Genomic DNA, 24,871 nt, shown 5'->3' on the forward strand with positions numbered 1-24,871 from the left:
TGTAAAAGCATTATTGAAAACGCTTCGGGGTGTTGCTATTATTTTACGATCTGTCCATAAAGGTCAAAGTCCTCGGCGCTATCTACCTTTACGTTCACAAAACTGCCAATGGTGGCATATTGTTGGGTAGCATCGATCAAAACCTCGTTATCCACCTCGGGCGAGTCATATTCGGTACGGCCGGTAATGTACCCGTTATCGATCTTATCGATCAGTACCTTGAACGTCTGGCCGATCTTTTCCTGGTTCTTTTCGTACGATATGCCCTGCTGCAGTTCCATAATGGCATCCACGCGGTCCTGTTTCACTTCCTCGGGCACATCATCAACAAGCGTATGCGCGTGGGTCTTTTCCTCGTGCGAGTAAGTGAAGCAGCCCAAACGATCAAAGCGGGTCTCTTCCACCCAGTCATACATCTCGTTAAAGTCGGCCTCGGTCTCGCCCGGGTAACCGGTGATCAGCGTGGTACGCATGGCAATGTTAGGCACCTTATCGCGTATGGCGTTCACCAGGTCAATGGTCTTTTGCTTGGTGGTACCACGGCGCATCGATTTGAGCATATCATCGCTGATGTGCTGCAACGGCATATCGAGGTATTTGCAAATGTTGCTGCGCTCGTTCATGGCGTCCAGTATCTCCATCGGGAAACCCGAAGGGTAGGCATACTGCAAGCGGATCCATTCGATGCCGTCCACATCGCTCAGGCGGCGCATCAGCTCGTCAAGGTTACGTTTGCCATACAGATCCAACCCGTAGTAGGTAAGATCCTGCGCGATCAGGATCAGCTCCTTGGTGCCCTGTTTGGCCAGGCTTTTGGCCTGATCCACCAGCTGCTCCATAGGCGTGCTCACGTGTTTGCCCCGCATGAGCGGTATGGCGCAAAATGAGCAGGGGCGGTTACAGCCCTCGGCGATCTTGAAGTATGCAAAGTGCGATGGGGTGGTGAGCAAACGCTCGCCCAGTAATTCGTATTTATAATTGGCGCCGATGCTTTGCAGCACGTTCTGCAACTCGTTAGTGCCAAAGTAAGCGTCAACGTTAGGTATCTCGGCCTGCAATTCGGGTTTGTAGCGTTCAGACAGGCAGCCCATCACGATCACATTGCCCACCTTGCCCTGCTCCTTCAGCTCGCTGTACTGCAATATGGTATCGATGGATTCCTGCTTGGCGTTATCGATAAAGCCGCAGGTATTGATCACCACGATATCATTACTGTTCACGTTGCCGGCCTCGTGCACCACGTCAAATTGGTTGCCTTTGAGCTGGCCCATCAGTACCTCAGAGTCGTAAATATTTTTGGAGCAGCCAAGGGTCACCACGTTAACGCGGGGTTTGGCCATGATCAGGGGCTTTTTAATGGTCTTTGTATTCATTGCTGTCTTTATTCACGCTGCACCGGCAGGCTGGCTGCCTTATCGTTCTTGCACGCTTAACTTTATAGTACTTGATAGTTCAATTATCCAGTTTCATGAACAGGTTATTGAGCGATTCGGAATACGTTGGATGCGCAAAAACGCAGTAACGTATACGATCGTAAGTGATGCCGCCTTCCATGGCCATTTGCAACACCGACATGATCTCGCCCCCTTCTTCGGCCAGTATGGCCGCGCCCAGTATCTGTTTGGTATCAGGATCCACCACGGCCTTCATGAGTCCGCGGGTCTCGCCCACCTCAACGGCCCGGGCCACGTTCTCCATGTTGAGCACCGCCACCTCATGTTTGATACCCTTTTGTTTGGCCTCCTGCTCGGTAATGCCCACACGCCCCAGTTGCGGATCGGTGAACATGCAGTACGGCACCGGCCTGCCCTCGGTGGTGAGGTCCTGCCCCTGCAACAGGTTACGCCAAACGATGGTAAAATCGTTATAGGCAATGTGCGTGAACGCTGGTCCGCCTTTGACATCGCCCAGGGCATAAATGCCATCCACGTTGGTGCGTAGCTTGCCATCCACCTTGATGTAGCCCTTATCGTCAACCTCCACACCGGCGGCGGTTAGGTCAAGCGCATCGGTCTGTGGTTCGCGGCCGGCAGCGATCAGCACGTGCGAGCATTGGATCTGCTCGGTACGATCGCCGATCTGTACTGTGGCCAGCACCTGGCCGCCCGGGGTCTTTTCAAAACGGGTCACATGTGCGTTGGCATGCACGGTAACGCCTTCCTCTTCCAGGATGTGGCGCACGGTATCGGCCACATCAGGGTCCTCATGGCTCATGATGCGTTCGCCGCGCTCCAGCAAGGTGATCTGGCTCCCGAACCGGCGGAACATTTGCCCGAACTCCAGCCCAATGTAATTACCACCGATCACCAGTATATGCTCAGGCACCTCCTCCAGGTCCAGTATGGTGGTGGAGGTCAGGTAGTCTATCTCATCCAACCCATCGATCTGCGGGATCACCGTGCGGTTGCCTGCGTTGATGAAAATGAGGTCGGCCTCAAGGTGCAATTCCTCGCCATCCTCGTTCAACTTTATTTTTACCGATCGCGGGCCAGTAAATGACGCCTCGCCGAACAACAGGTCGATGTTGGGATCATTCTCCAAACTTTCCTGGTTACCCGAACGCGAACGCTCTACAATGGCATCCTTGCGGCGTTTGATCTGAGGCATATCCACGTGATAACTATCGATGTGTACGCCGAGGTCGTTACAGCGCGAGGCCAGGTAAGCCGCCCTTGCCGAGGCCACCATAGCTTTGGTCGGGGTACAACCATCGTTAACACAGGTACCGCCCACCAGGCGTTTTTCGGCAATGGCCACCTTTTTACCGGCCTTGGCCATTTTACGAGCCAGCGGGTTGCCGGCCTGGCCAGAGCCAATAATGATCACGTCGTAATGCTTCATGCTTTTTTACTGATCTAAACCACTCGCCTGGTCATATGTTCGCTGGTACTCAATGCTGTTGTACGATAAGTTGCTGATACTTACCTGCCAAATAAGCTGCAAAAATACGATCTTTTTCGGGTTGTGATGAAGCTGTACAGGCTTAATTACATTATGATGAGGCGGCTGCAAAAATTTTTCAACAAATATTTTTTAAAGATCATTGCAAACGTCTATCTTTGCATTCCCAAAATAAGGGAATGTTCTTTTCAGATAACGTGTTTACGAGTACCATGCCACCAGCATTTACATACTTAACACCGTTGCCTTGAACACATCAAGGCCCGTTCGTCTAGGGGTTAGGACGCCAGATTTTCATTCTGGAAACAGGGGTTCGATTCCCCTACGGGCTACAGGTTAGTTACCTGTTATCAAGTTATTAGCTTGATAACATCAACTCAAAACCGTGTATTTACACACGGCCCGTTCGTCTAGGGGTTAGGACGCCAGATTTTCATTCTGGAAACAGGGGTTCGATTCCCCTACGGGCTACTAATAACAAAAACCACAAGCAAGCTTGTGGTTTTTGTTGTTTTATAAGGGTTTTAGATTATTCACTTAATCAATCAAAGTGCGTTTTAAATCTCAATACCTCTCAAATTTCGATACAATTTCAATGCAAATAAGTCGGTCATACCTGAGATTAAATCGATCATGTGCAATACTTTTACATAATCAGTATCACTCTCTTCGAACTTAAATTGACTAGGTAGAAGTTCTAAAACTTTTTTGTGCTCTTTCTGTCGTAGCTTTTCTGGAGTTAGCGCGGCCGTGACAAAATCCTCGACTAAGCCAGACATAATTCTAAATCCAGCTAATTCCAGTTTCACGACTTCTTTATAGTTATAAATTTTTTTTACCGACAGATCATTAATTGCCTTTAGTTCATTATTGAGTTCCGGAATGTCCTCTATTAAAGTGTTTTCATAATCTCCAGTTATGATCGCATCTTTATTTTCAATAAAAATTTCAGAACATCTTAGAGCTAAAGTATTTATAGACTTAGCCCTTAGATAAGCCAACGCTTCGTTTTTATCTGATTTTAATTCTTCAACTTGTTCCTTGACGGCATTTATATTTTCGGCCTTATTTTTCGCAACTATCGCCAGCAGAAGTGTCGATACTTCTTCATAACTCAATATGCCAAGTCTGTGTGAGTCCTCCAGATCAATTATGTTATAACAAATATCATCGGCTGCTTCGACTAAATACACGAATGGGTGGCGTTTATACGATATTTCCTTTGTAGAATTGTCCGGTATCATTTTAAGTACAGTAGCAATGTCGAGGAATACCTTTTCATCAGCTTTAAAGTAACCATACTTCTTTCTGTGTTTTCTACCCCTTTCGGATGCTAAAGATTCACAGGGGTATTTGATGATCGCGCCTAAAGTACTATATGTCAATCTAAACCCGCCCTTAACTCTTCCTTTTTGTTGCTGCGTTAAAATTCTGATTGCGTTGGCGTTACCCTCAAAATTTTTTAAATCGTTCCATTCGGCAGGTGTGAAACGCCCCTTAAATTTTTTATCTTCAATGCTATCAGTATCTCTTTTCTTGAAATACTTTGAAATAGCTTCCTCTCCAGAATGGCCAAACGCCGGATTTCCCAAATCATGAGCTAAACACGCCGCCGCGATAACATTTTTTAAATTGTTTTTATAAAATCTTTTCGCTTCTGAATTCCTTTCAACATCTGGAAGAGTCGAAAGATGCTTTCCTATGATTTTGCCCAATGAACGACCTACGCTGGCTACTTCTAAAGAATGAGTTAACCGATTATGAACAAACACTTCTTCTGGTAAAGGGAATACCTGTGTTTTGTTTTGTAAACGCCTAAAGGGACTAGAGAATATGATTCTATCCCAGTCACGTTCATATTCAGTTCGAATTCCCTTTTCATTTTCAATCATTCCGTAGCGCCTCGCGGAAAAGCAATTGCACCACGTCATTTCATCTGCTTGCATATTATTCGGTTTAGGTTTCTTCAACAATATCTTAATTTATTCTCTAATAATAGTTGACCTATCAGTAACATTACTTAATTTAACTGTTCGACGTATAAAATAACCTAATTACTAACATCATGAAAAAAGTGACCGGTATAGGCGGTGTATTCTTTAAGTGCGATGATGCTAAGGCCATGAATCAATGGTACGCACAAAACTTGGGCATTGAGGCCGGCGAGTACGGCGCAGGCTTTGAGTGGCGTGAAAAGGAGGACCCCGAAAAAGAGGGCTACACTTCGTGGAGCACCTTCCCGGCCGATACCAAATACTTTGACCCATCTACCAAACCCTTTATGATCAACTACCGCGTGGCCGACCTGGAAGCACTGGTAGCCCAAATGAAAAAGGACGGCGTGAACGTGGTGGACGAGATCAAGACCTACGACTACGGCAAATTCGTGCATGTGCTTGACCCCGAAGGTAACATGATCGAGCTGTGGGAACCGGCATAAGCCACTGATCTCCAATTTGTTCAAATATATCTTTAGGCTTTTTGCCGATCCGCCTTTGTTCGAACACATAGGTTTTGTCGATCAATTGTAACAAACCCGTTACCCCACAAGGGAGTATCGATGTTTTTGATATTTCCTGTAACTAAAGCTATCGTCATATAGTATAAGTGCCCAATTACTGCATCAGAAGGCTGTTTTTCAGCCAACTACCCGCAGCGATGACACACTCAGATACTTGACGATATGAAGCTACTTTACACCGGGATACTTGCCCTCATGCTATCGGCCGCCTCAACAGCGCTGATCGCTCAAACGCAACCTAAACTGCCTTTCCAAAATAACATGTCAGTACAACTGGCGGCAGGTACACAAGGTGTGGGCGCCGATCTGCGTTACGGTGTAGTGGATCGGTTGTCGGTTCGCGGCGGTGCTTCATTTGTACCGATGCGTGTGAATAACGTATTCAGTTTCTCGGGCTTCCAGTCCACCAATAACGCCTCTGTAAAATTCTCGAACGTGCACTTACTGGCCGATTATGTTCCTTTTAACAAGGCTCGCGGTTTCAGGGTAGTGGGCGGCGCGGCTTACCTGTACCAGGCCAAAGGCGGTATAGAGGTATTGCCTACCGGTACATACAATGTGGGCAACTACCAACTCACCAGCCAGGACCTTGGCCAGCTTAACATCGATGTGAGCTGGAAGGGTGTAGCACCTTATTTGGGCATCGGCCTGTTCAAAAGCTTTCCGCAACGCTGGTTCAATGTGAACCTTGATCTGGGCACCTATTACTTGTCGCAGCCACGCTCTACCGTGGTGGGTACCAAAATGCTTTCTGAAAATTACCAGATGGCCCCTCAGCTGAACGCCAACCTCAAAAACTACCGCTGGTTGCCGGTGATGCAGCTCAACTTCAATTTCAAGATAAAATAACTACATAATACGATCTGACATGAATATTTTTACCCGTGGAGCCCTGATGGGTGTGATGTGTGCTTTTGGTGTGATGGTGATGGAAGCGTGTAAAAAACCTACCGATGATATCAACATCATGGTCAATACGGCGTCTCTGTCAAAGGCGCCCACCCTGGTGCAATTCGTTAACGCTAACCCTAATAGCAAAACAGTATTTCCTTCAAGCTTTAAGGCCACTATTACCGGCCCTGGTGCCGGCCTGGTACAGGTAGATGGCGGCGGCAACAACTTTACCGTAACTGATGGTATACTGCCATTGAGCCTTACTAAAGATGCCAACCCCAGCCTAAACAACCCGGTAACCTATAACATTTACGTGGAAGTACCTGGCTTTGTGCCGGTAGCTACTACCATAACCACTACTAACACCAACATCTCCATGCCGGTGATCCCGCTGGTGGAGTACGCCAGCCCGGCAAGCGGTACGGCAGCTGTGGTGAAACAGAATAACATTAGCGCGGGTACCACACCTGCCGCCGTAGTGTTGGCCACCACTACCAACGCCACTACTACCGAGGCCAGTTCGGTCAGGCTGGCCGGCGGCACGCAACTGCTTGATGAGAGCGGCAAGGTGATCAATAGCACCACGTTAAAAAGCAACATCGTATATTTTGGTACCGGTAACACGCAATCGCTTAATGCGTTCCCGGGTGGATTTGATGCGCAGGGTGCTATAGATGCCGAAGGAAAGAAACTGCCTCAAGGCACTAACTTTGTGACCGCAGGCCTGCTATCGATCAACATGGCAGCAGGGAACACCAGCGTAAAGGGCTTCTCGAAACCGGTAGACCTGACCATGGAGCTGAACAGCGAACTGGTGAACCCACAAACTAAACGTACCGTTAAAGCCGGCGACCTGATCCCGATCTGGAGCATGAACGAGCAGACCGGCAACTGGAAATACGAAAGCACTGCTACGGTAGTGACCGGCAGCAACGGAAAACTGGTGGTCAACTTCCCGATCACCCACCTGTCGAGCTGGGCCGCTAACTGGACCAGCAACACCTGCGGATCTGATCTTACCGTTAACGTACGGGCCGACCAGGAGACCAGCGGCGATTACGTGATCAGCCTGGTGACGGCCAATGAGCAACCGGTATCTTCGGTGACCACCAACAAGCTTTATAACGGTTACACCACCATTATGAACAACATCCCGTCTGACGCGGGCAACATGAAGCTGATCGCTTACTCACGTGATGGCAACGCGCTGACAAAGATCGGTGAGACCATGACCTTTGACCCATGCAGCGCCGGTTCGGTAACGATCACTTTGGCTAACCGCAGCGTAGGCGAGTATGTGAAGACCAACGTTAAGGTAACGGCCAAATGCACCAACAAACAGGTGATCGCTTACCCATCGGCCTGGATCACCTTGAAGAACACCACCACCGGAGAGAACACCAACCTGTATATGAGCGATGGTATAGCCACTGCTAACCTGGCCAATGGTTCAAGCTATGCGATCAGCACTAACTATGCAGGCCGCTCATACACCTCGGAGGCCTTTAAACTGGATAAAGCCGCCGGCGTGACCATCCCATCAATGAAGGGGCTTACCGGTACCACCAGCTATGATGCTGCCAGCAATACCATCACGGTGGACGCGACCTTTACGCTTTCGAGCTGTAACTGATATTTTTAGCCGATACTTATTGATACGAGCGACCCGGCCGGATGCATATCTGGTCGGGTCATTTTTTTAGCCCCTGTCCTTCACCAGCACATTAATGAAGCGGTTGAGGGTGAGGCCCTGCACCACGATTGAGAACACCACGATCACAAAGCCGGCCGTAAGGATAAGCGACTTGTAAGGCGAATCGGGCAGGGTAAGGGCCAGCGCCACAGATATACCACCGCGCAACCCACCCCACGTCAGGATGGCCACACTGCTGTACTGTAGGGCCAGCGTTCGGCGTAAAAAGGCTACCGGCAGTATGATACTGAGCATGCGTGCCACCAACAATACCACAATGGCTGCCGCGCCGATAAGTAAATAATCGGCCCTTACGGTGATGGATACCAGCTGCAGCCCGATCAGTACGAACAATATGGTGTTCAGCAGTTCATCAGCCAGCGACCATACCCGCTCCAGGTTCTCGCCCTCGGCAATGGATTCGTCCCTTTTAAAGGAATGACTACCGATGATGAGTCCGGCCGCTACCACGGCCAATGGTGCCGATACATGGAAGATGCCTGCGATGGCCGCAATGCTAAGCACGAGGGTGATGGTGAGCATTACGATCGTCTGGAAATCGGTGATGGCGCGCATCATGCGGTAAGTAAGGTAGCCTAACACGCTACCCAGCAACAATCCGCCAAATACCTCCTGGCCGAACAGTTTAGATGCTTCTAAAAAAGAGAAGTTCTTTTCAGGAATGCTGGCCACCTCTGAAAAGCTGACGAACAGCACGATACCGATACCATCGTTGAACAAGGATTCGCCTGAGATAATGGTCTTGAGCCGGTCGGGCATTTTCGACTTGGTCATCAATGCCGCTACAGCCACAGCATCAGTGGGCGATATCAATGCCCCGAACACCAGGCAATAAATAAAAGGTACGTTCATACCTACCAGATCCAACAACTCGTGCATGATCCCAGCGAACACCAACGTAGAGAGGATGACACCCACCGTGCTGATCAGCAGTACGCCGCGCAAATTCTCGCGCAGTTTGTTCACATCAAAATGCAGCGCGCTGGCAAAAAGCAGGAAGCCCAGCATCACATCCAACAGTGTCTTCGAAAAATCGACCGAGTGGGCCAGCTGCCTGATCAGCTTGCTAAAACCCGGCATCAATGACCCCGCGGCCACGGTAATGATCGAGGCCACAATGGCCAGCACCATGACACCGATCACACCGGGCAAATTGATAAAACGGGCGTTAATAAAACTAAACACCGTACTTATGGCAAAAAGGGTGGTAATGATCAGTATCGTATCCATCAGTTAAATTGGGATGTTAAGTTGAAAATATGCATGGCGGCAGGTAGCTTGGACATGCCTTTATTGCCGCGCTTTTTTTTATGCGCCTAACTTTGTATGTTGGCCCTGTAAAATTAAACCCTGTATCGGTAGTACGGTTTTAGCTTTTGGTCATCAGCGCGCTTTGAGGGTGATCATCAGCAGTTTTATACACTCGCTTAGTTATCTTAAGCACCTGCTTTACACGATCACACCCGCAGCTTAACGATCCCTTAACAAAACATTAGATCTTTTAATGTGCGCGTGCTTGTCGATATCCTATGCTCGTCGGTCGCACGGGTCACCGTAACATTGCCGTCATTTAGCCTTTAGAGCGAATGTTCACAGTGTTATAGGTATCTCATCACTCCATCTATACTCTTCAGCACCATCGCATCACCTTTAATAATGATCTAATTTTTTTGAGCGGCAAGCTTAAAGTGAAGTTTATGTGAAGTTGATGTTAACGCGGCACCTTTGAGCCGTAATCTCAATATCACATAATGAACAAACTTTACACGGTCCTAATTATCCTTATTTGCTTAGTCAGCAAAACAAGTTTTGCACAAGTGACCAGTGCATCGATCACAGGTAAGGTGAGCGACAGTAAGAACGCCGCTCTGCCCGGTGTGACCATACAAGTGGTGAACACCGGTACCGGTACCCGCTACAGCTCACAAACCAACGCCGAAGGGCGCTTCACTATCCCGAACATCAACCCGGGTGGCCCATACACCATTACGGCCACTTACGTAGGTTTCCGCAAAAAGGAAGAGACCGATGTGAACCTGAGCCTGGGCAGCAGTACCCACAACTTCGTACTGGCCGATGAATCGACCCAGTTGCAGACGGTGGTAGTAAAAGGAACCCAGGGCGGCACCAAGACCGGTTCGAGCACCCGCGTAAGTGCGGCACAGCTTCGTACTTTACCATCGATCAGCCGCAGCTTGCAGGATTTTACCCGCACCACGCCACAAAGCAACAACAACTCGTTTCTGGGTACCAACTTCCGTTACAACAACGTAACGCTTGACGGTGCGATCAATAATGATGCGATCGGCTTTAGCCCTTCACTGGGTGGCCAGGGTGGTACCTCAGGTCAGCCGGGAAGTAGTACCCGTACCAACCCGGTATCGATAGATGCGATACAGGACATACAGGTGTACCTGGCTCCTTACGATGTGAAGATCGGCAACTTTTTAGGCGGCAGCATCAACGCCGTTACCCGCAGTGGTACTAACGATGTAAGCGGATCGGTATATGCCTTTGGCCGTAACGCCGCCATTACTGGCCGCAACAAAGCCGGCGATAACTCTAAACTGCCTTCATCTTTCCATGAGTATCAGACCGGTTTCCGTTTAGGATTCCCGATCATCAAGAACAAGTTGTTCTTTTTCACCAACGAAGAGCTGACCCGCCGTCAGGACCCGGTGATCCTGGCCGCCGGCTCGTCAGACATGCCTATCATCAACCTGAGCCAGGCACAACAGATCAGCGACTACATGAAGAGCGCTTATGGTCTGGATGCCGGCAGCTACAATAACTATAACATCTACTCCAGATCTAATAAGTTCTTCAACCGTTTGGACTGGAACATCAACGATAAGAACCAACTCTCGGTACGTAATAATACTATCACCTCGCAGGCCACCAACCTGGAGCGCGACCAGCAGAACTTCCGTTTCGGCAGCATCGACTTTAAACAGGTGAATAACCAGAACTCGACCGTTGCCGAGTTAAAGACCCGCTTTAACAGCAGCTTATCGAACAGCCTGATCGTGGGTTACTCCAGCATTCATGATTTCAGGGACCCGCTGTCGAACCCGGCCATTCCGCAGATCGAGATCGCCTCTAACGGCGGTACCATATTTGCCGGCACCGACCGTGAGGCCAGTATATTCAACATGCAGCAAAAAACATTTGAATTTACCGACAACTTTACCCTCATCAAGGATAACCACACCTTTACCTTCGGTACCCACAACGAGTTGTACAACATCACCTACGGTTTTGTGAACTCATGGAACGGCCGCGTGGCTTACAGCAGTGTTGACGACTTTTTGAACAACCGCCCTAACCGCGTACGTACCAATTACAACTACACCAACAACACCCGCGACTACATCATGGCCAACCCACCGGCCAAGTTCAATGTGGATCTGTTCAGCTTGTATGGTCAGGATGAGATCCAGATCGGTGATAACTTCAAGATCACCCCGGGTATCCGTTTGGACATGGCCAACATGCCTAACAAGCAGCCATTGAGCGTAAAGACCACCAACGCACCTACCGATCCGCGTTATGGCACCACTTACACCTACACCCAGCCTAAGGACATCCGCAATGATTTTCTGGGTCAGGTGCAGATATCGCCACGTCTAGGCTTCAATTATGACGTTAACGGCGACCAAAGCTTTATCGTAAGAGGTGGTACCGGCGTATTTACCGGCCGCATACCATTTGCCTGGTTAGGTTATTCATACTACAACAACGGTGTTACCTATGGCGCTTTCGACAAGCGTTATACTTACAGCGGTACTTCGGTAGTTACCCCTGCTGCCGGTTCAGATCCGATCCGCGATGCCCTTACCGGCAATGGTGAGGCCGGTTACGCACAGCGCCAGGGTGTGAACATCAATGACAATACCGGCGCTACGCAAGTGGACCTGATCGATAATAACTTCAAGATGCCGCAAGCCTGGAGAAGCAGCCTGGCCTTTGACTATAAGACCGACGACCAATGGCGCTTCAGCGTTGAGGGTATCTATACCAAGGTCATCCACGATCTGCAGTTCAAGCACATCAACCTGGTAGATAACCCGATCTACATGCCGTATGATGTTAACCACCAGCAGCCGATCTACCGCCCTGTGGCAGCACCTACCGCAGCTAACCCTGCCGCCACGACTCAGGCCATCAACCCGCTTTACACCAACGCTTATTTGTTGACCAATACCAACAAAGGCTATCGTTACAGCATTACCGGCCAGATCGGTAAAAGCTTCCCGCTGGGCCTTGACCTAAGCGCTGCCTATACCTACGGTGTATCAAAAGACATCACCAACGGTATCCGTAACTCCATGGAATCGAACTGGCAATTGAACCAGGCGCTTAATCCTAACAACCCTGACCTGGCTTACTCTAACTTTGATATCCGTAACCGTATAGTGGCCACTGCCAACTACCGCCTGAAATGGAATAACGGCTGGGCCAGCAACATCTCGTTGTTCTTTAACGCGTCATCAGGTACGCCATACTCACTGGGTCTGGTGAACACCACCATTGATGGTACCGCACAGGCCGTGAGTTTGATCTATATCCCTAAAGCCGGCGAGACCGCCAACTTTTTCGCCAACACGCCTACGGGCCAAGCACAAGCCGCGGCTTTCGACTCGTACATTGACGGTAACAAATACCTGAGCGGCCGTCGTGGTCAGTTCACCGAGCGTAACGGTGCCCGCACCCCATGGAACTACCAGGCCGATATGCGTTTCGCTCACGACTTTAACATCATGAGCGCAGGCAAGCACAAGCACACCATCACCTTTACTTACGACATCATTAACCTGACCAACCTGTTGAACAAGGATTGGGGTATCCAGTACTTCTCGCCTAACACGTTCAACTCTACCTCGAGCGTTGGCTTGAAACTGGCCACCGCCGGTACCGCAAACACTTACCCGCAGTATACCTTTAGCCAGGGCAACGTGACCAGCTACTCTAAGGACCTGTTCGCCTCACGCTGGCAAATGCAGTTCGGTTTGCGTTACAGCTTCTAAAAGCATAACAAAACCTGTCGCACTATAAATAAGAAAGCCTGATCATTACGATCAGGCTTTCTTGCTTGTATATATATGTGGATGAAGGGAAGCTTGTTAAATAAAGCGTGATCGGCTTTTATAGTTGCCAGCCGTACGCTTCCTGGAACTCCTTAAAACCGGCCGCGCCCAGGTCGCGTTTAAGTTCTTTGATCTTGCAGCCTACAAATTTAGTTCGGGCCTTTAAGTATATCTCCTTGTATTCGGTGATCTGGCGTTCGAGCGTGCGCAGGTGCTGCTCGTAGTGATTAAAGGCGTCCTCCAGCTCAGCGGTCAGGTTCTTGGCCACCGAAAGTTCTTCGGGTTTACCGTGATCCTTGGTCAGGAACTGCTCGATCTGCAGTAGAGTAGTGATCAGTTTGCGGTGCTCTACCGGGTCAATGGCTTTTCTCAAAACGGTGTTCTCCTTTCTACAAAAAGTATACTACAAAGCTAAAGGGCCTGAATTAAAGCCGATCTAAAGCGGTGTTAGAGTGCAGTTAAAAACACATTAGAAGTTCTTAATGTATAGCGGTCAGATCCACAATGGTCACCCTCGGCATGAACGGACCGAGCGCCAAGACGTAGCACCATGATAATGAAGCGATTAAAATAGGATTAGAATTTGATGCTGGAAGCTTTTTAAGAAACAAACGGACAAGAACGAACCGAACCAATGCAATTCACTGTATAACAGCGACTTAAGACCAAATAATCAAGACAACGAACGGCCAATGCTAATTCAGTAACATCAAAACAGCTTTTCGCAGAATTAGGATCTTCTAATCGAACCACTCACTTTTTATAGCTCAATATATATTTGGGTAATGAACATTCTGGTGATCGAGGACGAGGTCAAGGTTTCGGCTTTTATTGCAAAAGGCCTTGAGGAACAGCTACACCATGTATCGGTGGCGTATGATGGCCGTATAGGTATGAAATTAGCGTTGGAGAACGACTTCGACCTCGTAATACTTGATGTGGCCTTGCCGCACATCAATGGTATCGAGATCTGTAAAGAGATACGCGCTGTGCGCAAAGATCTGCCGGTGCTCATGCTTACCGCGCTCGACTCGTTAAGGAACAAGATCGAGGGGCTGGAGGCCGGCGCCGATGATTACCTGACCAAACCCTTTCACTTTGAAGAGTTGCTGGCCCGCATTAAAGCCATTAGCCGACGCCGCGATATGGTGCTGCCTGGTACCGTGTACCGCGTGGGCGACCTGGAAATGGATTGTTACCGCAAGCAGGTGACCCGCAATGGCAAGGCGATCCTGTTATCGGCCAAGGAGTATACCCTGCTCGAGGTGCTGATGGCCAACCGCGAACGGGTGCTTTCAAGAGTCTTCATTGCCGAAAAGGTATGGGGCATATCCTTTAACCGCGGCACCAACCTGATCGATGTATACATCAATTACCTGCGTGCCAAGATCGATAAAGGTCACGACAGGCCATTGATCCATACGGCTATTGGCATGGGCTATATCATCAAAGAATAAACGCTTGCTCATGAAGGTACGTACCCGCCTGGCACTCCAATTCACTCTTCTTTTTGCGGTCCTATTCTTCCTGGCGCTGTCCTCCCTTTACGTTATCATTAAGGAGAATCGTAAGCGGTCATTTTATGACATGCTCGATGACCGAGCCCTTACTGTAGCAAAATTCCATTTGGGTGAGGATGACCTGTCGGCCCAAACGTTCAGCGAGGTGCTTCACCAGTTCCCACGAACGCTCAGCAACGAGGCGTACCGCGTTTATGACGACCACCTGAACACGCGCTTCGCGCTTAAGGATGATACCCACTGGCCCCGGTCGTTCCTGCTCCGCATCAATAAGGAGAAGATGGTGCATGCGGCGCAGGGTCAAAAGTTAGTGACCGGCATGCGTTACCTGGATAATTCGGGCAGTTTCATCATCATCGTATCGGCAGTAGATAAGCGGGGCATGCATGCCACCCAGCAAATGGGACTGGTGATGTCGGTCGTGTTCGTGGTGTTCCTGGGCATAACCTTTTTTGTGGGGCAATTTTTTGCTACTACTTCTTTGAAGCCGATCGGAGGCATCACCAATGATCTGGGCAGTATCAAAGCCAGCGAGCTGCACAAACGGCTAAAAGTAAGCACGGGCCGCGTTGACGAGATCGATGGTCTTTCGCTTTCCATCAATCAGCTGCTCGAGCATCTGGAGCAATCGTTCGAAAGCCAGCGATCATTTGTGGCCCATGCCTCGCACGAGCTGCGTACACCGCTCACCTCTATGCTTGGCCAGGCCGAGACAACCTTGTTGAAGGACCGCAGCACCGAAGAATATAAGACCGCTCTGCGAGAGGTGGTAGAGAACGTGATCCAACTGAACGACGTCATTACCCATCTGCGCGAGCTGATGGACATTAATATGGACCTCACCAATTTTGAGCCCATACGTATTGATGAGCTGGCCTGGCAGATCGCCGAAGAATTTAAGCCCTATGAGGAGCGGCTGGTGATCGATCTGCAGCTGCCTGACGACCCCGATCTGAGCATGATCCACGGCAACCGGCGGCTGTTGTTCATCGCTATTAACAACATCCTGAGCAATGCGCTCAAATTCTCTGATAAGAGCCAGGTCAATTTCGATATCATTGCCAACGGCCGCACCGTAATACTACAGGTAGAGGATAAAGGCATAGGCATTCATCCGGCCGAGTTGAGCAAGATCTTTCAACCGTTTTACCGTTCGTTCAACGCGTTGGGTTATCCGGGTAATGGTATAGGGCTGTCACTATCGCAAAAGATATTCAAGCTGCATAACGCCGCTTTTGAGGTGCATTCTTTATTGGGGAAAGGCACGGTTTTCACCATCACCTTTACCACGGCCTGATTTGACCGCCAAATACTACCTGGTCCCTTAGCTCTTTTTCACGAACACGGCCCGGTACTTTTTGATATAGTCGGACGGGTTCATGCCGAACACATTGTTGAACTGTTTTCTGAAGTACTTCACGTCCATGATCCCCACGTGGAATGATATCTCGCTGATGGTCATATTGGTATCGATCATCAACTCGGCCGCCTTGCGCAAACGGATGAACCGGACAAAACCAGAAATGGACAAGCCCGACATCAGCTTCACTTTGCGGTAAAGGTTAGATCGACTCATACCTATCTCACTGGTAAAGGTAACGATGTTGAAATCTTCCTCGGCTATGTGATCGTTCACGATGCGGATACACTCTTTCAGGAACTCTTGGTATTCAGGTGATACCTTGAGGTCCTGCTTTTTAAGCGTTACCTCGTTGTAGAAGTATTGTTGCAGGGTGTTCCGGTTCTTGAGCAGGGTCTTTACCCGGGCCATCAGCATTTCGCGCTCGAACGGCTTGGTCAGGTAATCATCGGCACCGGTCTGCGCGGCGGTGAGGCGCATCTGATCATCAGTAATGGCCGTGAGCAGGATCACCGGGATGTGCGAGTATTTTGGATCGGCCTTGATCTGGGCGCAAAGCTCCACCCCGTTCTTGCCATCCATCATAATGTCGGTCACCACCAGGTCGGGCGAATACTTCACAATGGCTTCGTAACCTTTTTCGGCGTTGGATGCGGTGTACACCTGGTATTCCTCTTTAAGTACCGATTGTATGTACTCACGCAAATGGGTGTTATCTTCAACCACCAGTACGCTGTGCCGGTTATCGGTCCAGTTCTCCGGTTGGTCGCATTCGTCATAGCTGTCGTCGGCAGGGCGGTCCATCACCGGTTCGGTCACTATTATGGGCTGCAACGGTTGCTGCGCCGATGGCACAGGCGTGCGTGGTAACAGTACCTCAAAAGTAGCACCCTGACCCTCGGTAGAGCGATAGGTGAGCGACCCATGATGCGCTTCAACATAGGTCTTTGCCAGGTAAAGCCCTATACCGAAACCCGACTTATTGGCCGTGGCTGGGCCGGGCCCGCGGAAATAACGGTCGAAGATACGATCACCCACGCCGGCCGGTATGCCCGGCCCGGTATCCGCCACTCGCAGGCCGATCTGCTGCTCGTTGCAAAATATGGTCACCTTAACATCGGCACCCTCGGGCGAGTATTTGATCGCGTTGGAGTACAGATTATTGATCACCACCTCCAGTTGGGCTGGGTCGGCATTGATCAGCGCATCCTCACACTCATCGGTCAGTTGGTAGTTAAGCCGCTTCATTTCGGCCTCTTTAACGAAGTTATTGAACAACTCGCGGCACAGCACCTTAAAGTTCACTACCGTAAGCACCGGCGCGGTGTCTTGCTGGCCAATGCTTTTGAAGGCCAGCAACTGATCGATCAGTTTCAATAACTTTTGCGCATTGGTGTATACCAGTTCAAGCCCGTTCTTTTCGGTGAGCGGTATTCGCTTCTGTAAACTGTCTTTAAGCGGGTTCACGATCAGGGTGATCGGTGTCCTGAACTCGTGCGATACATTGGTAAAGAACGCCGTTTTACGTTCGTTCAGCTCTTTTTCTTTTTCGGCGCTGGCATTGGCCAGTTCAACTTCATGCTCCAGGCGGGCCTTATTTACCCGGTAGCGGTTGTACAGGTAGATGCTTACTGAGATACCCACCAAGTAAAAAAGGTACGCCCAGATGGTACGGTAGAACGGCGGTAAGATCACCACCGTGAGCAATACCCGGTCAGGGCCCCAGTTGCCCGAGGCATCGCTCCGTTTCACATGCAGGTAGTAGGTACCCTCATGCAAATGGCTGTAGCTCACCGGATCGGACGAGGTAGTGACCGACCAGTCCTTATCCCAATTCTCGAGGAAGTAGGCGTATTTGGCCTTACCCGAGCGCGAAAGGTCTACCGAGGAAAAGCTAACCGATAGATCTGCTTTTTGATACGGCACCTCCACCTCATCGATACCGGTGCGGTTAAAGCCTTTCACGTACTTACTGCCGGATGTGACCACCTTATTATCGACCTTGATAGAGGTGAGATATACCAGCACCGGCGGCTTGGGCTTGTAGTTGATACTATCAGGGTCGAACCGCGTAAAACCGCCTATACCACCAAAGAGCATCTCGCCGCTTTTGAGCTTAAGCGCCGCATTGTACGAGAACTGGTCGCTTTGCAAACCGTTCTCCCGGTAAAAATTACGGAACTTTTGGGTACGCGGGTCAAAGCAGGATAGTCCACCAAAGGTGCTCATCCACAGCTTGCCATTTTTATCCTCCAATATACTTAATACCGAATTGTTGCAAAGTCCGTTGGCATCCGTGTACTGCTTAAGCACCTGGCCTTTATCACGATCGAACAAGATGAGACCGCCCCCTTCGGTACCTATCCAAAACCGGTGGCGAGCATCCTCATGCAGCGCCCGTATGGGCTTGCCCACATCATAGAAACGGTGGTCCTGATTGTTACGATCCATGCGGCTCAGGAAGTGAGCGTTAGCTGCCCAAAGCTCATGGTGGCTGTCTTCCATGAACGCCACCATGTTATTAAAGTCGTTATTGAATTGCTTAAAGCGGTCGTCTTTACGGTCGTAATAGAATACACTGCCACCAAAGGTAGTTGCCCATAGCTTCTGTTCATGGTCCTCATACAACAGCCAAACGTAGTTGCTCGCCTCATTAGAGGGCGATACACACTGATACTTTTTGAACTTACCCGTACGTGGGTCAAATCTATTGATACCAGCCCCATAAGTAGCTGTCCAAAGGCCGCCGTAAGCATCGGTCAGGATACTGGTGACCAGGTTACTGCTTAATGAGCCCGCATCACCTGCAACGTGCACGTAAGCTTTGGCTTCGCGCGTTACGGGGTCCCAGCTATTCATCCCACCGCCGTCAGTACCTACCCATAACACGCCCTTTTGGTCCTCGCTAAAAGCGGATACGTACGGGTAGATCAGGCTGTTCTTGTTCTGTGGGTCGTGGGTAACGGCATGGAAATATTGGTCGTTATTATCGATGATGTTGATGCCGCCCTTTAGCGTGCCTATCCAAACACGGCGTTCATTATCCTGAAACAAGGCAGGCACGATCTCGCTGCTGATGAAGTTGTTGCCATCCTTTGATGGATAATAATGCTGCGTGGTATGGGAGTCGAGGTCGACCCGGAAAAGGCCGTTGCTGGTGGTACCCACCCAAACCCGGCCGGGGCTTACCTGTAGTATAGAGGTCACGTCCTCATTATCCAGCGTGGAAGGGAACAGCTGCGAAGATCTGACCACCGTTCTCTGCGCCGAACGATACAAGTACAGGCCTTTACCGGTTCCGATCCAAAGGTCATTACTTGAAGCCTGAAGAGCGTTGATACTTTTCAGCCCTTTCACCACCGGCACCACCCTGTTCAGCCTAGGTACGTAAAGATAGACCCCCTCCCCATCGATCCCTACCCACACTTGCCCTTTGGCATCAGTAACGATCGCCCTTGCATTGTAGGCGGTAGAGAGCTTTCCATCGGCCTGTACAAAAGGAATGAGGGTGGCCACGGTATCGTTAGCTGCCTGCCGCAACATGCCTATGCCGTTAGTGCCTATAAGCATGTTGCCTTGCGCATCGGCCTTCACCACGTTAACGGCATTATCGATATGGAACAGCCTTTTTGACCGGGTAGAAAGACTGTAAAGCGTGGTGAACTTGTGCGAAAAGCGGTCATATATGCCTACACCCTGGCCGGTAGCTGCCCAAATGCGTCCTTTGTTGTCCTCAGCTACCGAGTAGATATAGTTATAAGGCAAAGAGCTTTTATCGCCGAAATGATTGCGGAACGTGACGAATTGCTTGCCATCGTAACAGCTCAACCCATCGTGCGTACCGAACCACATAAAGCCGAGGTGATCCTGGAATATCGCGTTAACCGAGTTATTCGACAGGCCATCATTGATACTGATGGTTCGGATAGGCAGCGTATGTGCACGCACTCCTTCCAATAACAGCATGCTAAAAATGATCAAGAAATAACGAACCTTGGGCATATTCCCTGAGTGATGAATTGGTCTGAAATAAATGACCTAAAGTTACTGGATCTGCCGATAAAATTAAGCGTTAACCTAAATTGAGTTGGTTTGTTGGCCACAAAACCCCGCTTGGACGATTTACCCCCTACAAAAGGAAGATTTGACCCTCCTGTATCCGGATACATTTTTGGTCTTTAGGGTTGTGACCGGTCGGCGCCTTACGGCTTATACTTACCGGACATTTTGATCCACTCCTGATGATAGCTTACTCCAAGATATTGACCGTTGGCCTGGCGCTGACCGCCTTTGCACTGAGCGGCCTCCAAGCCCAAACCAAGCCCGATCACAAAGGCTACCGCCTGGTATGGAGCGATGAGTTCGAGCGTGACGGCCTACCCGATACCGCCAATTGGCAATATGAAAAGGGTTTTGTGCGCAATCATGAGCTACAGTGGTACCAACCGCAAAATGCTTACTGTAAGAACGGCAAGCTGATCATTGAAGCGCAAAAGGTACACCTGCCTAACCCGCTTTACGTACCCCAAAGCACCGACTGGCGCACCAGCCGCGAATTTATCGAATACACATCGGCCAGTTTGAATACCCGCCATGCCCACAGCTGGCAGTACGGGCGCATGGAGATGCGTGCCCGTATCGACACCGCCGCGGGTTTATGGCCGGCTTTCTGGACTCTGGGCGTAAAAGGCCAGTGGCCATCCAACGGCGAGATCGACATCATGGAGTATTACAGAGGTATGCTGCTGGCCAACATCGCTTGTGGTACGGCTACGGCTTACAAGGCCAAATGGTACAGCACTGATAAACCGATCAGCGCCCTGGGCGGCAAGGAGTGGAGCAAAAAATTCCATAACTGGCGCATGGACTGGGATGAGAACGAGATCAGCCTGTATGTAGATGATATCCTCCTCAACCGCGTGGCCTTGAAGGATCTGATGAACCAGGACGGCACCGGGATCAATCCTTTTAAACAGCCGCACTATATATTGTTGAACCTGGCTTTAGGCGGCGACAACGGCGGCGATCCAAGCCGCACCACTTTTCCGCGTAAATACGAGATAGAATACGTAAAGACTTACCAAAAAATTAATTGACCTTTACCACGCCCTTCCATATCGGTATATGTGGCCGCTGTTGAACAGCAGGGCCGTGTACCACATTAGCAGCACATGAGAAAGTTCCTATTTATATTTTGCTTGATCGGAAGCATTGCAAATGCCCAGAACAAGCGCAACGATTGGGAAGACCCCACATCGGTAGACTGGCACAAAGAAAAGGCCCATGCATCGTTCATGCTTTACAACAACATGAAAGATGCACTGGCCGATGACGAAAAACGGTCAGACCATTACCGCTCGCTTAACGGCAACTGGAAGTTCCAGTATGTGGACAAGCCATCACAACGGATGAAGGATTTTTACCGCACCGACCTTGATGATTCGCGCTGGAGCACCATACCGGTGCCTTCTAACTGGGAATTGAAAGGTTTTGGCATCCCGATCTACACCAATATCACTTACCCGCACTTACGCCAGCCACCGCTGATCGGCGAGAACGATCCGGTAGGTACTTATCGCCGTACGTTCAGCGTACCGGCCAATTGGAAAGGCCAGCAGGTGTTGCTTCACTTTGGTTCGATATCGGGCTGTGCTTACGTTTATGTGAACGGTAAAAAGGTGGGCATGTCTAAAGTGGCCAAGTCACCTGCCGAGTTCAATATCACCAAATATCTTAAGCCGGGCAACAATCAACTGGCGGTACAGGTGTTCCGCTGGCATGATGGCAGCTACCTGGAAGACCAGGATTTTTGGCGTTTAAGCGGCATAGAGCGTGATGTGTTCCTGTACGCCATGCCTGAAAAGACCATCTGGGACATGTTCCTGCACCCTGGTTTGGATGGCCAATACAAAAATGGCTTGTTCGCGGCTGAGGTCACCCTGCGTTCTTTTGATAAGAATAGCCCGGCACGCGGATCTGTGACCGTTGAGATCAAAGACAAAGCCGGCAAGAACGTGTTCACCCAAACACGTAATGTTACCGGAGGTAAGGATAGCATGCAAGTGCTCAACTTTGCCGGTACCGTTACCGACCCGCTTAAATGGAGCGCCGAGAGCCCTAACCTGTATAACTGCGTGGTGACCTACCATAACGGCAAGCAAGACCAGATCACTAATACCAAGATCGGTTTCCGCACGGTCGAGATCAAAGGCTCACAATTGATGGTGAACGGTATGCCTATCCTGGTAAAAGGGGTGAACCGCCACGAACATGATGATGTGACCGGTCACGTACCCGTACGCGCCACTATGTTGAAGGATATCAAGCTGATGAAGCAGTTCAACATCAATGCGGTACGTACCAGCCACTACCCTAATGACCCCGAATGGTACAAGCTGTGCGATCAGTACGGTCTTTACCTGGTAGATGAGGCCAACATCGAAACGCATGGTATGGGTGCCGAGTTCCAGTCATGGTTCGATCATGCTAAACACCCGGCCTACCTGCCCGAATGGGCTCCGGCGCACATCGATCGTACGGTACGGTTGGTGGAGCGCGATAAGAACCACCCATCGGTGATCATCTGGTCGTTAGGTAACGAGTGCGGTAACGGTCCGGTGTTCCATGATACTTATAAATGGATCAAAGGCCGCGACAACAGCCGCCCGGTACAATTCGAGCAGGCCGGTGAGGATGTTAATACCGATATCGTGTGTCCGATGTATCCAAGCATCAGCAACATGAAGAACTACGCCGCTGCCGATAAGGCCCGCCCGTACATCATGTGCGAGTATGCGCATGCGATGGGTAACAGCAACGGTAACTTCCAGGAATATTGGGACATTATCTCGTCAAGCAAGCACATGCAAGGCGGCTTTATCTGGGATTGGGTAGATCAAGGCATCAAGGCCATCAACTCCAATAAAGATACTTACTGGGCCTACGGCGGTGACCTTGGTGGTTTCCACCTGCAAAATGACGAGAACGGTGTGGCCGACGGCATTTTGAGTGCCGACCGCACGCCAGATCCGGGCGCTTATGAGGTAAAAAAGGTTTACCAGAACGTACTATTCACTTCGACCGACCCGTTGAGCGGCAAGTTCGATATCAGCAATAAGTTCGATTTCACTGATCTGGACCAGTATAACTTTAATTGGAAAATATACAAGAACGGTACGCTGTTCAAGGAAGGCCAATTCGATGTAGCCTTAGCTCCGCATCAGCAAAAACAGATACAACTGCCATTGACCTTACCTAACGTTGAGGCAAATGACGAGTATTTTGTGACCCTGAGCGCAACCACTAAAAAGGCCACAGAGATGATACCCGCCGGCCATGTTATAGCCGAAGAGCAATTCAAGCTAAAAGGCGATCACTTTACTAATATGGCTACGGCTAAAGGCAAGCTAACCGTTAAAATGAGCGACAAGACGATGTCGTTCACGGCGGAGAACAAGGTGAGCGGCGAATTTGACCTGGCATCAGGAAGGCTGATCAAGCTTACCGGCCCAACTGGCCAAATGATCAGGCAGTTACCTGAACCCTATTTTTGGCGTGCCCCTACCGATAACGATTTTGGTAACAACATGCCCGAGCGTTTAGGTATATGGCGCAATGCTCATGCTAACAACATGGTCAAAGACGTTGATGTGAGCAAACCTGATGAGGATGGCGTTAACGTGACCGTTAAGTCGATACTGGCCGGGGTAGATGTACCTTACAAAATAGTTTACCATGTCAACAATGATGGCTCGATCAAAGTGACCGCATCAATGGATATGACCGGACGCGACCTGCCTGAATTGCCTCGCTTTGGTATGCGCATGCGCCTGTGGGGTGGTTATGACCGTTTGACCTATTATGGCCGCGGCCCTTGGGAGAACTACAGCGACCGTCATGACGCTTCGTTTGTAGGCCTGTACTCTGATTCAGTAAAGAACCAGTATTACCGTGGCTATATACGCCCTCAAGAGAGCGGTTACAAGACCGATGTGAGATGGTTAAAACTGACCAACGGACAGGGCCAAAGCATCAAGATAGAAGGTGCCCAACCGATCTGCTTTAGTGCCTTGAACGTATCTACCGAGGATCTGGATCCTGGTCTGTCAAAAAAACAACAGCACCCTACCGATCTGCAATACAGCAACAACACCTACCTGAACATTGACCTCGCCCAACGTGGCGTAGGTGGCGATGACAGCTGGGGCGCTCTGCCGCACAAGCCGTACCGCCTGCTTGATAAAAAGTATAGCTATACCTATACCCTGAGCCTGGAAGACAAACGTTGATCCAAGCCTGAACACCACCGCGCGGCGCGTCACCCGCCGCGTGGTGAGTTACTTTAATGTGTGTGACCTTGTTGATCCAATTAAGAGCCTGACCGTAAAGTTCATCAAAACTTTATGATCAGGCTCTTTCTATTTCACATAGTGCTCATGCACTTGGCCCAGCAACTTGCCGGCAGCAAATATTTGACGCTCCTTAGCCCTTTACGACTAATTTGTTAAAATCCTGCATGCCGTTGGTAAAAAATGGGTGACAGAGCTTTATTTGGACAGTTTACCCCCTCTATCTGGACGATTCGATACCCTATCGAAGCCCCCACTACTCAGTATTTTCGTTAACGCTCATATCTAGTAGAGCAAGCTAACAAAACTATAAACCCCTATTTTATGATGACCGATTTACCAAAACGATCTTCCTTATAAACTCCCGGCTGAGTTAAGTTTGTAGCTCAGAGCTATGGAACTTGAGTAACCACTCAAATGACATTACTTGTAGCTCAGCCCTGTACCCTGCACATCGGCGTGCGTGGCGTGCTGCACCTCCGTCATTTATCTGATCATGCTGTCATCAGCAACAGCGATATCTCCT

General features: G+C 49.8%; 14 protein-coding genes and 2 tRNA genes. 10 read left to right on the forward strand and 6 right to left on the reverse strand.

All coding sequences use genetic code 11. From position 1 onward, the window contains the following. Positions 1 to 38: 38 nt before the first annotated feature. Both rimO and LLH06_RS20545 read right to left on the reverse strand, forming a co-directional pair. Positions 39 to 1,373, reverse strand: a complete 1,335-nt coding sequence (gene rimO, locus LLH06_RS20540; protein WP_228171162.1) for a 30S ribosomal protein S12 methylthiotransferase RimO — start codon at positions 1,371 to 1,373, stop codon at positions 39 to 41. 79 nt (positions 1,374 to 1,452) lie between these two features. Next, complete coding sequence (locus tag LLH06_RS20545) at positions 1,453 to 2,841, reverse strand: mercuric reductase (RefSeq protein WP_228171163.1); 1,389 nt, start codon at positions 2,839 to 2,841, stop codon at positions 1,453 to 1,455. A 320-nt stretch (positions 2,842 to 3,161) separates the two neighbouring features. On the opposite strand from LLH06_RS20545, the gene LLH06_RS20550 reads away from it, so the two are divergent. Together LLH06_RS20550 and LLH06_RS20555 are read left to right on the forward strand one after the other, a co-directional pair. Continuing rightward, a tRNA-Glu gene (locus LLH06_RS20550) sits at positions 3,162 to 3,233 on the forward strand. A 67-nt stretch (positions 3,234 to 3,300) separates the two neighbouring features. Then, a tRNA-Glu gene (locus LLH06_RS20555) sits at positions 3,301 to 3,372 on the forward strand. 86 nt (positions 3,373 to 3,458) lie between these two features. Here the strand turns inward: LLH06_RS20555 and LLH06_RS20560 are convergent. After that, positions 3,459 to 4,847, reverse strand: coding sequence for a deoxyguanosinetriphosphate triphosphohydrolase (locus LLH06_RS20560; RefSeq protein WP_228171164.1), 1,389 nt, complete (start codon positions 4,845 to 4,847; stop codon positions 3,459 to 3,461). Positions 4,848 to 4,966: 119 nt separating this feature from the next. Between LLH06_RS20560 and LLH06_RS20565 the strand changes: the two genes are divergently transcribed. The 3 genes from LLH06_RS20565 (at position 4,967) to LLH06_RS20575 (ending at position 7,949) form a co-directional block, all read left to right on the forward strand. Next, entirely contained in the window at positions 4,967 to 5,341 is a 375-nt protein-coding gene (locus LLH06_RS20565; RefSeq protein ID WP_228171165.1) for a VOC family protein, read from the forward strand. A 243-nt stretch (positions 5,342 to 5,584) separates the two neighbouring features. Then, entirely contained in the window at positions 5,585 to 6,271 is a 687-nt protein-coding gene (locus LLH06_RS20570) for a hypothetical protein (RefSeq protein ID WP_228171166.1), read from the forward strand. Positions 6,272 to 6,290: 19 nt separating this feature from the next. Beyond that, the gene (locus LLH06_RS20575; protein ID WP_228171167.1) at positions 6,291 to 7,949 is read left to right on the forward strand and encodes a hypothetical protein; all 1,659 of its coding nucleotides are present in this window, start codon (positions 6,291 to 6,293) and stop codon (positions 7,947 to 7,949) included. A 66-nt stretch (positions 7,950 to 8,015) separates the two neighbouring features. Here LLH06_RS20575 and LLH06_RS20580 read toward each other — a convergent pair whose 3' ends face one another. Further along, the gene (locus LLH06_RS20580) at positions 8,016 to 9,260 is read right to left on the reverse strand and encodes a cation:proton antiporter (protein ID WP_228171168.1); all 1,245 of its coding nucleotides are present in this window, start codon (positions 9,258 to 9,260) and stop codon (positions 8,016 to 8,018) included. A gap of 521 nt (positions 9,261 to 9,781) precedes the next feature. On the opposite strand from LLH06_RS20580, the gene LLH06_RS20585 reads away from it, so the two are divergent. Further along, positions 9,782 to 13,057 carry a TonB-dependent receptor gene (locus LLH06_RS20585; RefSeq protein WP_228171169.1) on the forward strand — a complete coding sequence of 1,092 codons (3,276 nt, stop codon included), beginning with the start codon at positions 9,782 to 9,784 and terminating at the stop codon, positions 13,055 to 13,057. 118 nt (positions 13,058 to 13,175) lie between these two features. On the opposite strand, the gene LLH06_RS20590 is transcribed toward LLH06_RS20585, so the two are convergent. Then, complete coding sequence (locus tag LLH06_RS20590; protein ID WP_228171170.1) at positions 13,176 to 13,490, reverse strand: hypothetical protein; 315 nt, start codon at positions 13,488 to 13,490, stop codon at positions 13,176 to 13,178. Between the two features lie 412 nt (positions 13,491 to 13,902). Between LLH06_RS20590 and LLH06_RS20595 the strand changes: the two genes are divergently transcribed. Next, a complete protein-coding gene (locus LLH06_RS20595) occupies positions 13,903 to 14,574 on the forward strand; it encodes a response regulator transcription factor (RefSeq protein WP_228171171.1) in 672 nt (223 codons plus the stop codon). A gap of 10 nt (positions 14,575 to 14,584) precedes the next feature. Further along, entirely contained in the window at positions 14,585 to 15,934 is a 1,350-nt protein-coding gene (locus tag LLH06_RS20600) for a sensor histidine kinase (RefSeq protein ID WP_228171172.1), read from the forward strand. Between the two features lie 27 nt (positions 15,935 to 15,961). On the opposite strand, the gene LLH06_RS20605 is transcribed toward LLH06_RS20600, so the two are convergent. Continuing rightward, complete coding sequence (locus LLH06_RS20605; RefSeq protein WP_228171173.1) at positions 15,962 to 19,999, reverse strand: hybrid sensor histidine kinase/response regulator transcription factor; 4,038 nt, start codon at positions 19,997 to 19,999, stop codon at positions 15,962 to 15,964. Between the two features lie 239 nt (positions 20,000 to 20,238). On the opposite strand from LLH06_RS20605, the gene LLH06_RS20610 reads away from it, so the two are divergent. Both LLH06_RS20610 and LLH06_RS20615 read left to right on the forward strand, forming a co-directional pair. Next, on the forward strand, positions 20,239 to 21,093 hold the full coding sequence (locus LLH06_RS20610; RefSeq protein ID WP_228171174.1) for a glycoside hydrolase family 16 protein: 855 nt from the start codon (positions 20,239 to 20,241) through the stop codon (positions 21,091 to 21,093). A 75-nt stretch (positions 21,094 to 21,168) separates the two neighbouring features. Continuing rightward, positions 21,169 to 24,285, forward strand: coding sequence for a glycoside hydrolase family 2 TIM barrel-domain containing protein (locus tag LLH06_RS20615; RefSeq protein ID WP_228171175.1), 3,117 nt, complete (start codon positions 21,169 to 21,171; stop codon positions 24,283 to 24,285). Positions 24,286 to 24,871: the final 586 nt, after the last annotated feature.

The organism is Mucilaginibacter daejeonensis (assembly GCF_020783335.1).
Classification (GTDB): domain Bacteria; phylum Bacteroidota; class Bacteroidia; order Sphingobacteriales; family Sphingobacteriaceae; genus Mucilaginibacter; species Mucilaginibacter daejeonensis.